This window comes from Pseudomonas morbosilactucae (assembly GCF_023241715.1).
In the GTDB taxonomy this organism is placed as follows: domain Bacteria; phylum Pseudomonadota; class Gammaproteobacteria; order Pseudomonadales; family Pseudomonadaceae; genus Aquipseudomonas; species Aquipseudomonas morbosilactucae.
In genome coordinates this window covers 24284-43585 of sequence record NZ_JALQCW010000002.1, presented here as the reverse complement: position 1 = coordinate 43585, position 19302 = coordinate 24284, and the positions used below count along the sequence as shown (strand labels likewise).

Here is a 19302-nt window from a genome sequence, read left to right as displayed (position 1 = left end):
GGTTGGAAATTATTGGATTCAACAGGCGATCGTGGGGAAGGATGTGGCGGCTCCAGTGATGGCCGGGATCCCTGTCTGGCGCCCCTCGAAAGCAAGCGCCAGGGTAGGAACAGCAGCGACCGGCTTAAATGGGACGGGTACGAGATTGCACCAGGGGCGCCCGGGCGATGCCTCGCGACCAGGGCTGGAATGGCTGGCGCAGGGCCGCCAGATCGGCCTTGGCCTGGTCGAAAATGCGTTCCAGGGTCGCCAGCAGCTCAGTCTGGCAGCGGCGTACGGCAGCCGGTTGTTGCGTGTTGGCCTTGCGCAGGGCATGGCAGCTGGCGGCCATCTCGCGGGCATCGATCAGGCAGGCAACGCCGCTGAGGCGATGGCTCAGGTCACCGATGACCTGGGGTGTTTTGGCCAGGTCGGCGAGGCGCAACTGGGTGATTTCCTGCAGCAGGTTCTGGGTCAGTTCCAGGAGGATGCGCCGGCGCAGGATCGCGCTGTTCTTGCCCACCTCGTCCAAGTGATCGAGGTTGAAGGGGCGCTGCGTTCGGGGCTCGGCGTCGATGGGCGCGTGGTGGCTCAGGACCTCCCGCAGGCGCGCCAGGGTCACCGGCTTGACCATCAGGTCGTTCATCCCGGCGTTGGAGCATTGGGTGGCCTCGTTGCTCAGGGCGCTGGCGGTGTAGCCGATGATCAGCCGCGCTGCCAGCCCTCGGCGCTGCTCGTCTTCGCGGACCGCACGGGTCAGGGCATAGCCGTCCATCTCCGGCATGTTGCAGTCGCTGATCAGCACGTCATAGGGCGCCTCGCGCAACGCCAGCAACGCCTGTTCGCCGCTGCTGACATGCTGGGCCTGGTGGCCCAGGCGCTGCAGTTGCAGGGTCAGCACCAGGCCGTTGGTGGAGACGTCGTCCACCACCAGCACCCGCAACGCCTGGGTGGCCTGTTGCGGTGCCGGCAGTTCGAGGGGCGGCGCCAGGGCCGGCTGCCACTTCAGGGGCAGTTCCACGTGCACGCAGCAGCCCTGGCCGGGCTCGCTTTCCAGCCAGATATGGCCGTCCATCAATTGGCTCAGTTGACTGCAAATGCTCAGGCCCAGCCCCGAACCGCCGTACAGGTGAGCGGTGCGGGCGCTGGCCTGGCGATAGGGTTCGAAGATCAACGGTTGCAAGGCCTGGGGGATGCCGATACCGGTGTCGCGCACGCTCAGGGTCAGCAGGCTGACGCCCGGGCGCAGCACACGTTCGGTGACCCGGGCCTGGATGCTGCCACGGTCGGTGAACTTCAAGGCATTGCTGATCAGGTTGTGGAAAATCTGCTGCAGGCGCAGGGCATCCACCAGGTACAGGCGGTGCGGCGTGGCCTGGTAATCGAAGCGCAGGTGCAGGTTTTTCTCCTGGGCCTGGGCGGCGAACAGCCCCAGGCTGTTGCTCAACAGCGGTTCGAGGGCGGTGGGGTGGGGCGCGAGTTGCATCAGGCCGCTCTCGATCTTGTCCAGGTCGAGGATATTGCCGATCAAGTCGATCATCGAGGTTGCCGATTGCTGTGCCACCCGCAGGTGGTGCGACGGTGATTGGCGGCTGCTGGTCTCCAGCTCCAGCAGGCCCACCAGGGCATTGAGCGGTGTGCGCAGTTCATGGCTCATGGAGGCGAGGAATTCGCTCTTGGCGGCACTGGCCCGCTGCGCCGCTTGCTTGGCTTCCCGCAGCTTGAGCTCCAAGTGCTTGCGCTCGGAAATATCCAGCCAGCCTCCCAGCAACCCCTGCAACACGCCCCGGGCGCTATAGAAGGGCACCAGCCATTGGTAGAGGTAGCGTTCCTGGCCGTCGATCAACAAACGGGTGTCGAGAAAGCGCGGGCGATGGTTGGCCAGCAGCTGGCGGTGTTCCTCTTGCAGGGCTTGGGCGAAGTCCGTCGGCATGCTCGGCTGTTCCGTGGGCAGGCGCTCGCGGACCTGCTCCTGGCGGGTGCTGAAAAACTCTTCATAGGCCCGGTTGCAGGTGCTCAGGCGGCCTTCCAGGTCACACACGTAAAGCGGCGTCGGCAGACCATTGAGTAGGGAAAACTGGAATGCCAGTTTGTCCTGCAAGCGGGTCTGGGCACTGTTGGTTTCCTTGATCTGGCGCTTCAGCCGCCAGTTCCAGATCAGCGACAGCACGAAAATCAGCAACGCCACCAGCAGCACGTGCCAGGCTTGCTCGGCGATCCATTCCCAGAGCGCAGCGTCGGGGCGTTGTTCGGCAATCAGTTGAATGTCGCTTTGCGGCGTCTTGGCCAGGGCGTCCAGCAGCTTGTCGAGGATGCTCAGCAGCTCCCGTGATCCGGGCGCCACGGCGAACTGATGAGGCGTGGGCGTGGCTTCGAAACTCAGGCCGAATTGCAGGCCCTGGCCGGGCAGGGCTTCGGTGCCCACCGGGGTGTCGAGGGTGGCGTCTACCTGGTGTTGCAGCACTCGGTCCAGGGCCTCGCGGTAGTGCTCGGTGAGCAGCAGTTGGATGCCTGGGTAGCGTTGTCGCAGGTAGCCCAGCAAGGGGTGATTGCGCGGCAGCGCCAGCTTGCGCCCCTGCATGGCTTCCAGGGAACTGGGGGAGCTGTCGCCGGCACGGATGATAAAGGCCCAGTTGCGGGTGCCGTAGGCCTGGCTGAAACCGACCCCCCGGGCGCCATCGGAAACCGCCAGGCTGCGGGTGGTGAGGTCGGCGTTGCCGGCCAGCAACTGCGCCAGGTCGCCGGCCTTGGATTGGCTGGGCTGGATCTCCAGTTGCAGGCGCAAGGTACTGGCCAGGGTCTGCAGCAGGTTGATGCTCAGGCCGGCCCACTGGCCGTCGGCGCGACGATAGAGGTAGGGCGGTGCTTCCTCGGCCAGCAGCCTGATCCGTCGATGGGCGCCGAGCCAGGCCAGTTCCTTGGGGCTCAGGCTGAAGGATTCGGTGGGGGCGAAGGGAAAGGGCTGCTGGCTGGAACTGTGCTGGATCTTCTGCTTGTGGGCCTCGGGAATATTGCCCAGCACGTAGTCGATCAAGGTGCGCAGGGCGCGGTCGTCGCGGCGCATGGCGAAGGCGAAACCGGTGTTGGGCAAGTAGGCGGCAAACTTGTTGTGCAGGCCCAGGTCGGGCCGCGCCTGCATGTACAGGTTGGCGCGGAATTTATCGCTGATAAAGGCATCGGCCTGCTCGCTGGCCAATTGTTCGAAGGCCTGGGCAGTGGTGCGCACCAGGGTCACCTCGGCCTGCGGGTAGGCTTGCCTGACCATGGCCGGGCGCAGGTAGTTCTCCAGCACCAGCACGCGTTTGCCCGACAGGTCCGGGGGCAGGCTCTGGTCGTTGTTGCGACGACGATGATCGGCTGGTTGTCCAGGTAGGGCTGGCTCAGGATCAGGCCGGGTTCATGGGCCTCGAACTCGCTGGCCCGGGGCAGCAGGTCGATGCGACGGTCGAGCAAGGCCTGGATGGCGGCCTGGGGCGAGGGCAGTTCCACCCGCTCGAAGGTCAGGCCGAGCTGGTCGCCGATCAAGTCCAGGTACTGATTGGAGAGGGCCTTGAGCACCTGATTGCCGGCGCTTTCCAGGGGCCGCTCCGGCGGCGCGATGGTGGCCACACGCAAGGTCTTGCTGGGCAGGGCGTTGCGCATTTCCAGCAGCCGGGTCAGGGGCAGGGTGCCGCCCTCGGTGTTCGGCGGCTCGGCGCCATGGGCTGTGCAGTGGGTCAACACGCCGAGCAGGCCCAGCAGGGGGAACAGCAGCCGGCAACGGGACCGCCGCGTGGCAGGCGCAGAAAACGCTAAGGGGGGCATGGGCAAACGCTCCAAGGGGCGACGCGGACGAGGGCTCAGGACAGGCCGTGTTCCTGGATGTACAAAAACAGGCTGGCGTCGGTGTCCAGTCCGAGCTTGCGCATGGCGCTGCTTTTTTGCGTGCTGATGGTTTGCTTGCTGCGGCACAGGTGCAGGGCGATGGCCCCCACGCTCATGCCCGAGCCGTACAGGCGCAGCACTTCGATCTCCCGCGCGGACAGTTGCTCGAGTTGCAGCAGGGGCTTGCCGTGGTCCGCCGTGCGCGTGTCCAGCAGGCGTTGCATCGACGGCGAAACAAAGGGCGCCCTAGGGCTGGCGTTGATGGCCTTGGGCAAGTCGTTGAGCAGGCCGCGCTTGCTCACCAGCCCCTGGACCCCGAGCTTGAGCACGCTGCTGATCAGCGCCGGGTTGTCGAGCATGGTGATCACCACAATCGCCAATTGTGGATAGCGAGTGCGCAGGCGGTGGATCAGGCGGATGCCGTCCACCTGTTCCCCGCCCGGCATCATCAGGTCCGTGAGCAGCAGTTCGCAGGGGTGGTCCTGCAGGTTCTGCAACAGGCTTTCCACGCTGTGGGCCTGGGCCACCACCTTCAGGTTGCTGCGCCGTTCCAGCAGGGTCTGAATCCCAATAAGGGTCAGCGGGTGGTCATCGGCTATCTGGACGTGGATCGACATCGTTCACAAGTACTCGGCTTTTCGACAGGCATGGGGGCGCAGCAAGGCCGTGCTCCTGGTGCAGGAGGCAGGCCTTTTGCCTGGGGGGTGGTCAGAGGTTTCGCAGGGTATCACCGAAATTGGCGGCCAAAAGACGTCGGCCTGCACTTTAAGAATCGTCTGATACGAACTGGGAAAGCTCTGGGTTTGAGGCAGGTAATGGCGGTAAAAGACGTAAGAAACGCCTCTGAACCGGGGGCAGGCGAGCACTTTCAAGCGCTGGATCAGCCAGTTCGGCGCCCCCGTGCGAGGCGCCGCCCGGGGCTCAGGTCATGGGGGGCAGACGCCGCTTGAGCGGGGACTTCTTGATGATCGCGGTGTTGGTTTCGGCGAAGTGGTTGAGCCCGTCAAGCAGGCTGTCCAGTTGCTCCATGTCGCGCACTTGCAGGCGCGCGATAAAGCAGTCATCGCCAGTGACCTTGTCGCAATCGGTGAACTCGGCGATCGCCAGGATCTGCCGCTCGACCTCCTGCAATTTGCCCGGCAAGGGCCGGATACGGACGATGGCCTGGAGTTGGTAACCCAGGAACTTGGGGTCGATTTCCAGGGTATAGGCCTTGATCACGCCGCGTTCTTCCAAGCGTCGCAGGCGCTCGGCGACACTCGGTGCCGACAGCCCGCTGATCTGCGCCAGGGCCTTGAGGGAGCGGCGCGAGTCGTCCATCAGGGCATTGATCAGGCATTGGTCGATTCCATCCAGCATGGCAGCCTCGTTAGGTGAATGGTCGTTTTTGCCTTGATAAAAAAGGCGTTGATAGCGTGCAGCCTTGCATTGTCCATGGAGCGGCGCAAGAGTCCGCCGCATACTTTTGGCTCTTGTCGAGGAGCCTGAAAAATGGACAGATCGTTGGGTCGTGGATCCCTGGAAATGACCGTCGCCATGCTGATTTCCGGCACCATTGGCTGGTTTGTGCTGGTCTCCGGGCAGCCGGTGCTGGACGTGGTGTTTTGGCGGTGTGTGTTCGGTGCCGGTGCCTTGCTGCTGATTTGCGGCGCTTTCGGCTTTTTGCGTAAGGATATTCTGACGAGCCGCCGTTTTCTGCTGGCGGTGCTCAGTGGGGTGGCGATTGTCGGCAACTGGGTGCTGCTGTTCGCTTCCTACTCCCGGGCCTCGATCGCCATTGGCACCGCGGTGTACAACGTCCAGCCGTTTATCCTGGTGGGCCTGGCGGCGTTGTTTCTCGGTGAAAAAATCACCGCGCAAAAGCTCTCCTGGCTGGCGCTGGCCTTTGCCGGCATGTTGGCCATCGTCAGTGCCCATGGCGAGCAGGGGGCGGTGGGCAGCGACTACCTGTTGGGCATTGTCCTGGCCCTGGGTGCGGCGCTGCTGTACGCCTTCGCCGCGTTGCTGATCAAGCATCTGAGCGGCACGCCGCCCCATCTGATCGCGCTGATCCAGGTGTGCACCGGGGTCCTGCTGCTGGCGCCCTGGGCCCACTTTGACGCCTTGCCGCAACAGCCAAGCGCCTGGGCCAGCCTGGTGACCCTGGGCGTGCTCCACACCGGAGTGATGTACGTGCTGTTGTACGGGGCCATTCAGAAACTGCCCACGGCCCTGACCGGCGCCTTGTCTTTCATCTACCCGATTGCGGCGATTGCCGTCGACTGGCTGGCGTTCGGGCATCGCCTGCAAGCGCTGCAATGGCTGGGTGTAGCGGCGATTCTGCTGGCGGCGGCCGGCATGCAGCAGGGCTGGAGCCTGGGCCGCCGCCGGCTGCTGAGTTCTTGAGACGGTTCAGATTTTCCAGTGGGGCGCACTGTGGCCCAGGCGCTGGCGCATTTCCCCCAGGTTGCTCAGCAGTTGCCGGGTCAGCAGCCGGTAACCGTCCAGCTCGCTGTACAGCGGCGGGGCCACGACCGGTGCAGTAGGACTGGGCCAAGGCTGTTGCAGGCGACGGATAGCGCCGGATTGCAGGGCCCGGGCCATGCCGACCAGCAGTACGCGAATCTGCCGGTGCTCATCCTTGAGCAGGCTTTGCATCTGCGCCATGGCCTGGGCATCGCTGGCATCGGGGCGGGTGTTGCCGAGGATTTCCAGGGTGCTGAAGCACATGCGCAAGTGACGCTGCAGGGCGTCCAGTTCGGTCATGGAAATCCGTACTTCCTTGGACACCGACGGCATCAGCGAGCGCAGTTGCAGCAGGGTGCTGTTGAGGCGCCCGAGGATTTTCAGGTGCTCGTCGTCGGTCACCGACTGGCCGCCGACAATGCGCCCGTACAGGGTCGCGCAATCGCGCAGGGCACTGGCCAGGTTGTAGCGCCAGGAATACACGGCGTACAGCGGAATGGCGAAGGAAAACGCCAGGGCCAGGGCGATGCCGATGAGGATGTCCACGGCGCGCCAGAGGCCGTCGCTGACCTGATTGTCGCCATGACCGGCGACGATAAACACGGTGATCGCCGCCAGCAGCGCGGTGTAACCGCCCTTGCCGATGGCGTGGTAGGAGAAGTACCCGCAGACCGTGGCCATGCCCAGGTAGGTGACCCAGGGCAGGCCCAGGTAGGCCTGCTGGATAATCAGCAGCAGCCCGACCCCGGCGCCGACCAGGGTGCCGATGGCCCGCTCGGCGGCCTTCTTGCCGATGTTGCCGTGGTGTTGCAGGCCGCCGATCACCACCAGCATGGTCACCGAGGCCCACTCGCCGTGGGGCAGGTTGAGCCCGGTGGTCAGCACGATGGTGGCGATCAGGCCGAGGGCCACGCGCACGGCGTGGATCAGTTTGGCGTGGCGGTAGCGCCGGTACGGGTCCAGCAATGGCAGCAGTACACGGCGCAACAGCGGTGGCAGGGTGAATGCGCGCAAGCGCTTTAACGGGCCCAGATCAGGTCCTCCTGTGGGACGTCAGAAAATGTAATCGGTGGTCAGGAAGCTCGACTCGCGCTGACGGATGATGTCGCTGATCAGCGTTTTGTTGCTCTCCAGGAATTTGGTCGCCACCAGGGTACGGATCGAGAAGGTGCGCAACGCATCATGTACCGACAGCGTGCCCTCGGCGGAGTTCTTGCGGCCGTTGAACGGGAAGGTGTCGGGGCCGCGCTGGCACTGGGCGTTGATGTTGATCCGCCCCACCTGGTTGGCGAAGGTGTCCACCAGGCGTCCGACTTCGGCGGGGTCGGTGCCGAAGATACTCAACTGCTGGCCGAAGTCGGATTCCAGGACGTAGTCGATCACCGTGTCCAGGTCGCGGTAGGGCACGATGGGCACCACCGGGCCGAACTGTTCTTCCTGGTAGACGCGCATTTGCGGGTTCACCGGGTACAGCACCGCCGGATAGAAGAACGAGGCCCGGGCTTGGCCGCCCTCGGGGTTGATGACCTGGGCACCGTGCTGGACGGCATCGGCCACCAGGGCGTGCAGGTAGTCGACCTTGCTGTTCTCCGGCAGTGGCGTCAGGGCCACGCCCGGCTCCCAGGGCATGCCCGGTTTCAGGGTCTGCAGCTTGGCGTTGAATTTCTCGATAAAGGCCTGCACCACGTCTTCGTGGACGAAGAGAATCTTCAGCGCGGTGCAGCGCTGGCCATTGAACGACAGGGCGCCGGTCAGCGCTTCGTTGACCGCGTTGTCGAGGTCGACCTCGGGCAGCACGATCCCCGGGTTCTTCGCATCCAGGCCCAGGGCCGCGCGCAAACGGTGGGGCTTGGGGTGGAGTTTCTTCAGGTCGCTGGCGGCCTTGTTGGTGCCGATAAAGGCAAAGATGTCGATCTTGCCGCTGGCCATCAGGGCGCTGACGGTCTCGCGTCCGCTGCCGTAGATGACGTTGATCACCCCGGCTGGGAAGCTGTCGCGGAAGGCTTCGAGCAACGGCCGGATCAGCAGCACGCCGAGCTTGGCCGGCTTGAACACCACGGTGTTGCCCATGATCAGCGCCGGGATCAGGGTGGTGAAGGTTTCATTCAGCGGGTAGTTGTAGGGACCCATGCACAGCGCCACGCCCAGGGGCACGCGACGGATCTGGCCTAGGGTGTCCTGCTCCAGCTCGAAGCGGCTGGAGCGGCGGTCCAGTTCCTTGAGCGCATCGATGGTGTCGACGATGTAGTCGCAGGTGCGGTCGAACTCTTTTTCTGAATCCTTGAGGTTCTTGCCGATCTCCCACATCAGCAGCTTGACCACCGCGCTGCGCTGCTGGCGCATGCGCCCGAGGAAGGCTTCCACGTGCTGGATGCGTTCGGCCACGCGCATTGTCGGCCAGGCGCCCTGGCCCCGGTCATAGGCGCGTACGGCGGCGTCCAGGGCGGTGAGGGCGGTGTCGGCATCCAGCAGCGGGGTGCTGCCGAGAATCACTTGTTGGTCACCGTCGGCGGTGGCCAGGTACACCGGGCTGCGGACCACGGCCAGGGGGCCGTCCCAGGTCTGCAACTGGCCATCCACCAAGTAGTCACGCTGTTCGATCGGGCCTTCCAGGCGGTAAGGCTCGGGGATGTCGGCGGCGCCGGGAAACAGGTTGTTCAGGCGATTGGCTGTGGTCATGACTCTACCCCGTGTTGGAAATAATCAGTGCGCAGATGGCCGTGGAAACGTCGCTCCAAGGTTTATACGCCTATCTGGCGCGGTGCTTTAAGGATTTTTCACTGAGCCGGGGCAGGGCGGCGCGCTCGGCAGCCGAGTGTTTTCAGCGGGCGCACGCTTGTCCTCGCGCGGGTGTTGGCCGGTGCTTCAGTCGCTGCCCAGTAACTGGCGGATCAGCTTCGGGGTGCTGCCGGTCCAGCGCTTGAACGAGCGGCGGAAATTGGCCGCGTCGTTGAAGTTGAGGTACTCGGCCACCTCTTCGTTGCGCCAGCCCTTGATCTGGTACAGGTACAGGGCGACGTGCTTGCGCACCTGGTCCACCTGTTGCTGGAACCCGCTGTGGTGTTTGTGCAGCTTGCGCTTGAGGGTCGCCGGGCTCATGCCGAACGCCTGGGCCGCCTGTTCCAGGCTGGGGGCCTGGCGCACATGGGTTTGCAGGTACAGGTAGATGCAGTCCAGAAAGCTGCTGGCAAAGCCCAGCTCCCGCCCCTGCTCGGCGGCTTCCAGGCGTGCCACCTGGCCAGCGGTGGCCGAGGCGTTGGGCCAGGGCTGGGCCAGGTACTCCCGGGGGATGCGCATCATGTCCAGGGGGCGCTGGAACTGCGTGTGTTCCCCCAGGTGCACCCAGTACTGCTCGACATAACGCGGCTCGGCGTGGCTGAAACTGCATTCCCAGGGCAGGCGCTGGCCGCTGAGCCACTGACTCATGCCGGCCAGGGAGGTCATGCTCGCTTCCAGCAGAAAGCGCCAGTGCTCGCCGGCGCCACAACTGTCCAGCCAATAGCAGTAGGCGTAGTGCTCGTCGAACAGCAATCGCGGCGCAGCCAGGGGGCTGAGCAGGGCCTGGTGCTGGACCAGGGTGTCCAGCGCCTGGTGCAGGCTGTGGGCGTGGCGCAGGGCATGGCTGGCGGCACCGTAATGCCCGGGCAGCAAGCGCTGGCCGAACAGGAAGCTGCTGTCGTCGGCGTCCAGCAGGCGCCGGCTGTTGCCGATCAGCCCGAGAAACTGCTGCGGGCTGAGCAGGGCCTGGCCGGCGAGGATGTCTTCGTGGAACAGCCCGGTGCCCCGCAGCAGGCGATGGCTGTCGATGTCCCGGGACAGGGCCAGGTCCACCAGCGCCGCGGGTTGGTAATGCCCGGGAATAAAGCGGCTGTCGTTTTCGTACCAGGTGGTTTTCAGAGTCATGGTGCGCCTCAGGCCGTCTTGGCCAGGGGCTGCTTGGCCCGGGCCAGCGCCAGGTTGAGGCGTTTGAGCAAGCCTTCCGGGGTTTCGTCGAGGGCCATCACCACTGCGCAACTGGCCGACAACTGCAGGCGCTCGCCGTGCTGCCGGGTCTTGTGGGCCAGGCTGTGGATCGCCTGTTGCAGCTCCTGGGCCAGAAGCCGGGCCTGGCGCTCGCCGGTGTTGGGCAGCAGCACCACGAAGCGGTCGCCGGCCAGGCGGCACAGCAGGTCCTGGCGACGCAGGTTGAGCAGCAGCAAATGGCTCAGGGCCTGGAGCAGCGCATCGCCCTCGGCGTGGCCGTAGTTCTGGTTGATGGCGGCGAAGTTATCCAGGTCCAGGGCCAGCAACGACAGCGGCTGCTGGTGTTGGCGACTGTGTTCCAGGGTGTCGACCAACTGGCGCTTGAGGTAGTCGGCGCTGCCCAGGGGCGTGAGCTTGTCGAACAGCCGGTGCTCGCGGAACAGCCGTTCGCGTTTTTCCATTTGCGCGCTGATGGCCAACTGTTCGCGGTGCCAGTGGTAGATGCCGATCGTCAGCAAGACCATGCCTACTGGCATCGGCCCGGATTCCAGCCAGTGGTCCCAAGTGATGCTGGCGGGCAGGCGGATGAACTCGTCGAGGCTGTCGATCCACCAGGAAAAGAAGATGCAGCTCAGGCCCAGCGCGAGGTAGTCGGTGACCCGCCCGGCGGGCCGGCTCTTGAGCACCAGCCCCAGCCAGACCAGGGCCAGCAGCGCCGAGCCACCTTCACCGACGATGTCGAGCCAGACCCATTCATCGAACCGTTTCAAGTCGCCGCAGGCCAGGTGCAGCAGCAACCCGGCGTTGGCCGCGAGCAACAGCACGGCGAGTTTCCAACGATGGGGTTTGAGCACGGAGAACATGGCCGCGATCCTTTTGCCAGGAATGAATGGGCGCCAGCACAGCAGATGTTTGTGACAGCCGGGTGACACCCGTAAAAACCGCGTCGGGGTCGAATCAGCTCACACTCATCAGCCGATTTTTTTCGCCCCGATACCGCGCCCTCCCGTCCCTCGCCAAACCCCAACCCGCCTGTAGGAGCCGGCTTGCCGGCGATGGCCCCCGCCTATCCACCGTCCACCTCAAGACGGCATCGCAGGCAAACCCGCTCCTGCAAAAGCCTTTACCTCGGTGCCGTGGGGGTCATTTCAGCTCATTCCGTGACTCAATCCCCCGGCAAAGAGCCCTTTACGCTTTGCGCCGCCCAGGCCTGTCACAGAACCGTCATTCGCCGCCCCTAGCGTGCCCTCCCAGTTGCCGGGCCCCTTGCCCGGCGTCAGCGGATTCTTTGGGGAGGACCACCATGTACAAGCGCAGCGCCAACGTCGGGCTCGTCAGCTTCACGCTCACCGCATTGGCCATGGCGATTGCCAGCGAGCGCCTCAGCGCCGCCGAGCCAGCCGCCACCGAGCACGTGGAGGTGGTGGGCCAGGCCGCCAGTATCGACAAGGCGCTCAAGGAACAGCGCAGTGCCGACAGCATCAAGAGCGTGGTGCACGCCGACGGTGTGGCCCAGTTGCCGGACCAGAACGTCGCCGAAGCCGCCCAGCGCCTGCCGGGCATCAGCATCGAGCGCGACCAGGGCGAAGGGCGCTTTGTCAGCGTGCGCGGCCTGGGCCCGGACCTCAACAGTGTGACCATCAACGGCACCCTGGTGCCTTCCCCGGAGAGCGAACGCCGGGCCGTGGCCCTCGACGTATTGCCCTCGGAGCTGGTGCAGTCGCTGTCGGTGATCAAGACCCTGACCCCGGACATGGACGCCAACTCCCTGGGCGGCACCGTGGACGTGAAAAGCCTTTCGGCCTTCGACCACAAAGGCCTGTTCTACACCGGCAGCAGCGAGGCCAGCTACGACAAGAACAGCGGCCAGACCAGCCCGAAATTCTCCGGTGCGGCGAGCAACCGCTTCAGCCTCGGCGACGGCATCGACAACTTCGGCGTGGCCGCAGCCCTGAGCTGGCAGAAGCGTGACTTCGGTTCCGACAACGTGGAAACCGGCGGCGCCTGGGACTTCGAGCAAGGGGCCAAACTGCAGGAGTTCGAGCAGCGCGACTACGACATCAGCCGCGAGCGCGCCGGTGGCGGCCTGAATTTCGACTACAAGCCCGACGACTACAGCAGCTACTACCTGCGCACCCTCTACAGCCGCTACAAGGACAGCGAGACCCGCAACTCCACCAGTATCGAATTCGCCGACCCGCAGGCCGCGGGGGAATTGGGTGACGCCGAGGGCAAGCGCAAGCTCAAGCAGCGCGACGAGACCCAGGAAATCCAGTCCTATGTGTTTGGCGGCGAGCGCCTGGTCGGGCTCTGGACTCTGAGCGGGCAAGCCGGCTACAGCCGCTCCAGCGAAGACAGCCCGGGGCACATCGCCGGTGCCACGTTCGAGGGCAACAGCGACTTCAGCGGCAGCGGTTTCTACGACAACGACAAGCCTCGGCCGATCATCAGCCCCGGCTTCTACGACCCGGCCAACTTCAGCCTGAGCAAGGTCGAGTGGGAAAAGCAGAAAACCACCGACACCGAGAAAAACCTGCGCCTGGACCTGGCCCGGGACTACGACTTCAAGGGCTACGCATCCCAGGTCAAATTCGGCGGCAAGGTCAGCCGACGCAACAAGGACAACGACCTGGAAACCTGGGTCTATGAAGACTTCGACACCCTGGGCTTTACCAGCGACCAGCTCAACCTCAGCCAATTCCAGAAAGGCACGGTGGACTATCGCCTCGGCCAGTTCGGCCCGGGCATCAGCGCTGGCGCCATCGAGCAGTTGATTGGCGGCCTCAACGCGGCGGACTTCTATGACGCGGTGGAGTCCCGGGTCAACGACTTCAAGATGAGCGAGGACATCAACGCCGGCTACCTGATGAACACCCTGGACATCGGTGACTGGCGCTTTATCGCCGGCCTGCGTTACGAGGGCACCGAGTTTTCGGCCAAGGGCACCGGGGTCACCGACGGCGCCTTTACCGACACCCAGACCCAACGCCGTTATCACCACTGGCTGCCGGGCCTGCACGCCCGTTACCAGCTGGACAAGAACACCCAGGTGCGCGCCGCCTGGACCAAGTCCGTGGTGCGCCCGACCTTCGGCCAACTGGCCCCGGGTTTTGTCATTGACGGCGACGAGGCGAGCTTCGGCAACCCCAACCTCAAGCCCCTGGAGTCGAGCAACCTGGACCTGGGCATCGAGCACTTCATGGGCCGCGCCGGCACCGTCTCGGCCTTCGTGTTCTACAAGGACATCCAGAACTTCGTCTACAACACCGACCTGGCCGGCAGCGGCGCCTGGGCCGGCTTCTCCGAAGCCCACAGCTTCGCCAACGGCGACAGCGCCAAACTCTACGGCCTGGAACTGGCCTACTCGCAGAAGTTCGACTGGTTGCCTGCGCCCTGGAACGGCCTGCTGGTCGGCGCCAACAGCACCTTCAGCCGCTCCAGCGCGAGCATCGAGGGCTTCGACCAGGCCAGCGGGCGCAATCGCAAGCGCGACATCGACCTGCCCAGCCAGTCGGACACCGTGGGCAACCTGATGCTCGGCTGGGAGAACGACAAACTCAGCCTGCGCGTCTCGGCCAACTACAAATCGGACTACCTCTACGAACTGGCGGGCATCAACGACAAGGCCCATGACCTGCACGTGGACGCCCAGACCTTTGTCGATTTCAGCGCCAAGTACGCCCTGAGCAAGAACCTGCAAGTCAGCTTCGAGGCGCAGAACCTCACCGACCAGCCGTACTTCGTCTACACCGGCAACCGCGCCTACAACGGCCAGTACGAAGAGTACGGCCCGACCTACAAGCTCGGCCTGACCTTTACCCACTTCTGAGCCACCGCCCGGCGCCCTTGGCGGTGCCGGCCTGAATCGACAACCAAGGATTGTGATGAGCACTTTATTTGCCCCGAAAAATACCCTGCTGGCCCTGTTGATCGGCCTCGCCAGTGGCGCCGCCCTGGCCGCGCCCAACGTGCCCGGCTTGAGCCTCAAGCCCTGGGCCGAGCAGCCACAAGGGGTGACTGCCCTGGGGTTCGTGCCCAGTGGCCTGGGCGCCGATAGGTTGCTGGCCAGCGAGCGTGACGGCCTGTTGCTGCTGGACGAGCAGGGGCGCCAGTTGGCGGCTCTCAAGGGTTCCTTCAGTGGCCTGGACAGCCGCGTCGCCGGCCAGCAGCTGTTGGTGGCCAGCCTCGACAACCAGCGTCAACAGGCGCTGTTGGTGAGCGTCGATCCGGCGGCCCGTCGCTGGGGGCAGCCGGTGTACCTGCCCACCCGCGACTACCCGGTCAATGGCCTGTGCCTGTACCGCGATGAAGCCAGCAACCTGTTTCTGTTCCTGGTAGGCGATGAGGGCAAGGGCGAGCAATGGCTGGTGGGCAAGGGTGCCCAATTGAATGCCGAGCCCCTGCGGGTACGCGGCCTGCCGCTCCCCCCCGAGGCGCAGTTCTGCCAGGTGGACGATGGTGCCCAGCAACTCTTGGTGAATGAACAGAATGTCGGCTGGTGGGCGTACCCGGCCCATGCCGAAGCCGACACCGCGCGCGCCCCGGTGGCCCTGCGCGCGCCCTTTGGCGACATCAAGAACAGCGCCGGGGCCATGGCCCTGATGCCGGGCGGGGTGCTGGGCCTGGACCCGAAGGCGGCGCAGTTGCACCTCTATCAGCAGCAGGAGAAAGGCTGGAGCGCCAAGGCCACGCTGCCGTTGGCGGGCCTCAAGGAGCCGGAAAATCTCGCCGTGCGCGCCAGTGGCAAGGGCCTGCAAGTGCTGCTGCGCGATGACGAGGACGGGCGCCTGTATCAGGGCCAGTTGAACTGGCAGGCGACCCCGCCGAGCCTGCCCCCGGTGCTGCCGACCGTGGAGCCTGTGGTGCAGAGCGACCCGGTGGGACGCCAGGGCGATGCCGCCGACGATCCGGCGATCTGGGTGCACCCGCAGCAACCGTCCCTGAGCCGGGTGCTGGGCACCAATAAAAAGCAGGGCCTGCTGGCGTACGACCTGCAGGGCAAGCTGCTGCAGGAACTGCCCGTGGGGCGCCTGAACAACGTCGATGTGCGCCCCGGGTTCAAGCTCGGCGAGCAGACCGTCGACCTCGCCGTGGCCAGCAACCGCGATCACAACAGCCTCAGCCTGTTCGCCATCGACCGCGCCAGTGGCGAATTGCGGGAAGCCGGGGAGATCCCCACGCCGCTCAAGGAAATCTACGGCATGTGCCTGTTCCAGCCTGCCAGCGGCGAGTTGTACGCCATCGCCAACGGCAAGGACGGCACCTTTGTGCAATACCGCCTGAGCGCACCCAACGGCAGCGTGCAGGGCGAGTTGGTGCGCCAGTTCAAGGTGGCCAGCCAGCCGGAAGGCTGCGTCGCTGACGACCAGCGCCAGCGGCTGTTTATCGGTGAGGAAGATGTCGGCGTCTGGGCCGTGGACGCCCGGCCCGAGCAACCGGCGACCCTGGCCAGCGTGATCAAGGTCGGCGGCCTGCTCCAGGCCGATGTCGAGGGCCTGGCCCTGTACCAGAGCGCCGCGCGTGACTACCTGGTGATTTCCAGCCAAGGCAACGACAGCTACCTGGTGCTCGACGCCGAGCCGCCGTTCGCCAGCCACGGCGCATTCCGCGTCGGCCTCAATGCGGCGGCGGGGATCGATGGCGCCTCGGAAACCGACGGCCTGGAAGTCACCTCGGTCAACCTCGGCGGGCCCTGGAGCCAGGGCATGCTGGTGGTCCAGGACGGCCGCAAGCGCATGCCCGAGCAGACCCAGAACTTCAAGTTCGTGCCCTGGGCCGAGGTCACACGGGCCTTGCAGTTGCCCTGATCGGCCCGTCATCAATTGGTCATCCATTTTTCATCGAATAGCCCACAGGCCAGCGTGCAGCGTTGGCCCGTAGGCATCAGGCAAAGGAGTTTCACCATGCAGGCCACACTCGAACACATGACGATCTGGGGACTGATCAGCGACGCCAGCCTGTTGGTCAAGGCGGTCATGCTGACCCTGCTGCTGGCGTCCCTGCTCAGCTGGTACCTGATCATCCAGCGCAGCCGTGTGCTGCGCGGGCGGGAAAAACAGATGAATGAGTTTGTGCAGCGTTTTCGCCGGGCGCCGGAGCTGCTGCCGCTGTACCGCGAGACGGCCCAGGCCAGTGACGGCGAGGGCGGCGTGGAGCAGATTTTCCACGCGGGTTACCAGGAGTTCGGCCACTTGAAACAGTCCGGCGGCAACCCGGCCGAGGTGGTGCTTGAAGGCGTGGAACGGGCGCTGTACGTGGCCATCAGCGAGCAGGAAGTGCGCCTGGAAAAGGGCCTGCAATTTCTCGCCACCGTGGGCTCGGTCAGCCCTTACATCGGCCTGTTCGGCACCGTGTGGGGGATCATGAACTCCTTCCTCGGCCTGTCCCAAGTGCAGCAGGCGACCCTGTCCACCGTGGCCCCGGGCATCGCCGAAGCCTTGATCGCCACGGCCATCGGCCTGTTCGCGGCGATCCCGGCGGTGATTGCCTACAACCGCTTCTCGGCCCGCAGCCAGACCTTGCTGACCCGCTATTACGCCTTTGCCAACGAGCTGCAGGTGCGCCTGCACCGCACGTTGCATGGCGCGCCGATCAACCTGGCCGTGGCCGCCTGAAAGGAGAGTGCACATGTTAGTCAGGCCGCAACGCAAGCACGGGCCCAAGGCGGAAATGAACGTGGTGCCTTACATCGACGTGATGCTGGTGCTGCTGGTGATCTTTATGGTCACCGCGCCGATGCTGACCCAGGGGGTGAAGATCGAATTGCCCAAGGTCGCCAGTGAAGCCCTGGCCAACGACACCCGGCAGCAGATTCTTACGTTGTCGGTGAAGGCCGAGGGCGGCTACTACTGGAACCTGGGCGGCGAGCTGGACACGAAAAACCAGACCGACAGCGCCGTGGCCCTGGACGAGATGCGCGCCAAGGTGGCGCAGATTGTCGCCGAGCGCAGTGACACCCAGGTCTATATCCGCGCCGACAAGGACGCCGGTTACGGCAGTGTGGTCGCGGCCATGGCGGCCTTGCAGCAGGGCGGGGTGCACAACCTGGGGCTGGTGACCGAGGCCCCGCAATGACTGCGCTGAGCCTGCAGGTCGCGTTCTGTGACGAGCCGCGCCGGGCGCGCGAGGTGTTCTGGCGCAACAGCTTGGCGGCGACCCTGGCCCTGGCCTTGCACGCGGGTGTCCTGGTGCTGTTGGTGCTGGGCTGGGCGGTGGAGCCGCCGCCGGTGCAGGCGCCGGCGGTGTTGAAAACCCAGCTGGTGATGTTGCCGCCGGCGGCTGAACCCCAGGCCCCGGAACCCTTGCCCGTGGCGGCGCTGCCTGCCCCGGTGGAGCCCCAGGTGAGTGCGCCACCGGAGCCGGCCAAACCGCTGCCGCCGGTGCGCGAGCCGGCACCGAAACTCGAACAGGCGGCCCTGGCCCGCAAGCGTGTGGAAGAGCGCAAGCGTGAGGAACAGGCCGAGCAACAGCGCCAGCGCCTTGACACGGAAAAGCGCCAGCGCGAAGCCGAGCAACAGCGGGTGGCCCAGGAACAGGCGCAGCAGGCGCAACGGGCAGAGCAGGCGCGGGTGGCGGCGGAACGGGCACGGCAACAGGCGGCTGCCGCTGACAGCCGTCAATACCTGCCCCTGAGCAAGGAGGCGCCGGACTACCCGCAACGAGCCCTGGACAAGGAACTGGAAGGTGATTGCACCGTGGAGTACAGCGTCAACCCCCAGGGGCGAGTGGAAAATCCCAAGGTGCTGGACGGCTGTCATCCGTTGTTTATGCGGCCCTCGCTGGCCGCGGCCAACACCTTTCGCTACCAGCCGCGGATCGTCGATGGGCAAGCGGTGACGGTGCCGGCGGTGCGTAATACGTTTCATTATCGAATCAAGTGACTGCGAGGCGATTACAGGGCAGAAAAAGGCGGCGAAATCCCCCGGTTTATGGGCGCGGCTCACCACAAACCGGGGGCTGGCGGGTAAACTTCGCGCTTTCTTCAAGGAGTCGTTATGAGTTACTACCAGCCGGGCATTCTTGCCACCCCCGTTCCGAGCCAGGCCCGTCATCTGTTTTTTGCCCTTGAATCCATCGAGGCATTGCCCGCCGCCCTGGATCAGTTGCTGTCGCAGGTGGATGGAAAAACGGCGGTAGCAGGTTTTGGCGCCTCGCTGGTCAAGGCCCTGGGCGCTCGCGTGCAAGGCCTCAAGGCGTTCCCGGCCTTGACCGGTGTCGGCGTCGACAACCCGTCGACCCAGCATGCGCTGTGGGTCTGGCTGCATGGCGACGACCGGGGTGAATTGCTGCACCGCAGCAATGCCCTGGAAGCGGCCCTGGCACCGGCCTTGCGCCTGGTGCAGATGAACGAAACCTTCCGCCACAAAGACGGCCACGACCTGACCGGCTACGAAGACGGCACCGAAAACCCACACGATGACGCGGCCGTGGCGGCGGGCCTGGCGGACGGTGTCGATGGCCTGCGCGGTGGCAGCTTTGCCGCGATCCAGCAGTGGCAGCACGACTTCAAGGGCTTTGCCGCCATGCAGCCCGAAGAGCGCGACAACATCATGGGCCGACGCCTGAGCGACAACGAAGAGCTGGACGACGCGCCGGTCTCGGCCCACGTCAAGCGCACCGCTCAGGAGAGCTTCACCCCGGAAGCCTTTATGGTGCGTCGTTCGATGCCGTGGATCGAAGGGGATCGGGGCGGCCTGATGTTCCTGGCCTTCGGTCACACCCTCAATGCTTTCGAAGCCCAACTGCGACGCATGAGCGGCCTGGAAGACGGCATCACCGACGGCCTGTACCGCATGAGCCGGCCGATCACCGGTGGCTACTACTGGTGCCCGCCACTGCTGGACGGCCACCTCGACCTGCGCGGCCTGAAAACCGCCTGATCCAACCCCGCCATACCGCGATCGCCGGCAAGCCGGCTCCTACAACAGCCGCCCCCGCCGCCCCCTTGTAGGAGCTGGCTTGCCAGCGATCACACCCGCCACCCCCCATCGCCGGCAAAAAAAGCCGCGCCACGCACCCATTGTGTAGGCGCTGGCTTGCCAGCGATCGCGC

General features: G+C 65.1%; 15 protein-coding genes. 7 read left to right on the top strand and 8 right to left on the bottom strand.

Features of this window, described 5'->3' with window-relative positions:
* Nucleotides 1-124: 124 nt before the first annotated feature.
* The 4 genes from M1B34_RS00305 to M1B34_RS00290 form a co-directional block, all read right to left on the bottom strand.
* Entirely contained in the window at nucleotides 125-3277 is a 3153-nt protein-coding gene (locus M1B34_RS00305; protein WP_268264115.1) for an ATP-binding protein, read from the bottom strand.
* Nucleotides 3211-3783 (bottom strand): type 2 periplasmic-binding domain-containing protein, encoded by a 573-nt coding sequence (locus M1B34_RS00300; RefSeq protein ID WP_268264114.1) that lies wholly within the window; start codon nucleotides 3781-3783, stop codon nucleotides 3211-3213. The genes M1B34_RS00305 and M1B34_RS00300 overlap by 67 nt, the downstream gene beginning before the upstream one ends.
* A gap of 35 nt (nucleotides 3784-3818) precedes the next feature.
* The gene (locus M1B34_RS00295) at nucleotides 3819-4460 is read right to left on the bottom strand and encodes a response regulator (RefSeq protein ID WP_123335930.1); all 642 of its coding nucleotides are present in this window, start codon (nucleotides 4458-4460) and stop codon (nucleotides 3819-3821) included.
* 304 nt (nucleotides 4461-4764) lie between these two features.
* Entirely contained in the window at nucleotides 4765-5202 is a 438-nt protein-coding gene (locus M1B34_RS00290; RefSeq protein WP_123335932.1) for an Lrp/AsnC family transcriptional regulator, read from the bottom strand.
* A gap of 132 nt (nucleotides 5203-5334) precedes the next feature.
* On the opposite strand from M1B34_RS00290, the gene M1B34_RS00285 reads away from it, so the two are divergent.
* Nucleotides 5335-6228 carry a DMT family transporter gene (locus tag M1B34_RS00285; protein ID WP_268264113.1) on the top strand — a complete coding sequence of 298 codons (894 nt, stop codon included), beginning with the start codon at nucleotides 5335-5337 and terminating at the stop codon, nucleotides 6226-6228.
* A 6-nt stretch (nucleotides 6229-6234) separates the two neighbouring features.
* Here the strand turns inward: M1B34_RS00285 and M1B34_RS00280 are convergent, their stop codons facing one another.
* From M1B34_RS00280 to M1B34_RS00265, 4 genes are all read right to left on the bottom strand, one after another.
* On the bottom strand, nucleotides 6235-7275 hold the full coding sequence (locus tag M1B34_RS00280; protein WP_123336131.1) for an FUSC family protein: 1041 nt from the start codon (nucleotides 7273-7275) through the stop codon (nucleotides 6235-6237).
* Between the two features lie 66 nt (nucleotides 7276-7341).
* Nucleotides 7342-8967 (bottom strand): NADP-dependent glyceraldehyde-3-phosphate dehydrogenase, encoded by a 1626-nt coding sequence (locus M1B34_RS00275; RefSeq protein WP_123335936.1) that lies wholly within the window; start codon nucleotides 8965-8967, stop codon nucleotides 7342-7344.
* Nucleotides 8968-9153: 186 nt separating this feature from the next.
* Nucleotides 9154-10191: an AraC family transcriptional regulator gene (locus M1B34_RS00270; RefSeq protein ID WP_123335938.1), complete on the bottom strand. Its 1038-nt coding sequence runs from the start codon at nucleotides 10189-10191 to the stop codon at nucleotides 9154-9156.
* An 8-nt stretch (nucleotides 10192-10199) separates the two neighbouring features.
* Nucleotides 10200-11114, bottom strand: coding sequence for a GGDEF domain-containing protein (locus M1B34_RS00265; RefSeq protein WP_123335940.1), 915 nt, complete (start codon nucleotides 11112-11114; stop codon nucleotides 10200-10202).
* A 440-nt stretch (nucleotides 11115-11554) separates the two neighbouring features.
* Between M1B34_RS00265 and M1B34_RS00260 the strand changes: the two genes are divergently transcribed.
* The 6 genes from M1B34_RS00260 to M1B34_RS00235 all read left to right on the top strand — a co-directional run bounded on the left by M1B34_RS00260 (nucleotide 11555) and on the right by M1B34_RS00235 (nucleotide 19130).
* Nucleotides 11555-14080 (top strand): TonB-dependent receptor, encoded by a 2526-nt coding sequence (locus tag M1B34_RS00260; RefSeq protein WP_268263717.1) that lies wholly within the window; start codon nucleotides 11555-11557, stop codon nucleotides 14078-14080.
* A 55-nt stretch (nucleotides 14081-14135) separates the two neighbouring features.
* Nucleotides 14136-16058 carry a phytase gene (locus tag M1B34_RS00255; protein WP_268264112.1) on the top strand — a complete coding sequence of 641 codons (1923 nt, stop codon included), beginning with the start codon at nucleotides 14136-14138 and terminating at the stop codon, nucleotides 16056-16058.
* 96 nt (nucleotides 16059-16154) lie between these two features.
* The gene (tolQ, locus tag M1B34_RS00250; protein ID WP_268263715.1) at nucleotides 16155-16865 is read left to right on the top strand and encodes a protein TolQ; all 711 of its coding nucleotides are present in this window, start codon (nucleotides 16155-16157) and stop codon (nucleotides 16863-16865) included.
* A 13-nt stretch (nucleotides 16866-16878) separates the two neighbouring features.
* A complete protein-coding gene (gene tolR / locus M1B34_RS00245) occupies nucleotides 16879-17325 on the top strand; it encodes a protein TolR (RefSeq protein ID WP_123335948.1) in 447 nt (148 codons plus the stop codon).
* Nucleotides 17322-18131 carry a TonB family protein gene (locus tag M1B34_RS00240; protein ID WP_123335950.1) on the top strand — a complete coding sequence of 270 codons (810 nt, stop codon included), beginning with the start codon at nucleotides 17322-17324 and terminating at the stop codon, nucleotides 18129-18131. Before tolR ends, M1B34_RS00240 begins: the two co-directional genes overlap by 4 nt.
* A 114-nt stretch (nucleotides 18132-18245) precedes the next feature.
* Nucleotides 18246-19130, top strand: a complete 885-nt coding sequence (locus M1B34_RS00235; RefSeq protein WP_123335952.1) for a Dyp-type peroxidase — start codon at nucleotides 18246-18248, stop codon at nucleotides 19128-19130.
* The last annotated feature ends 172 nt before the right edge of the window (nucleotides 19131-19302 follow it).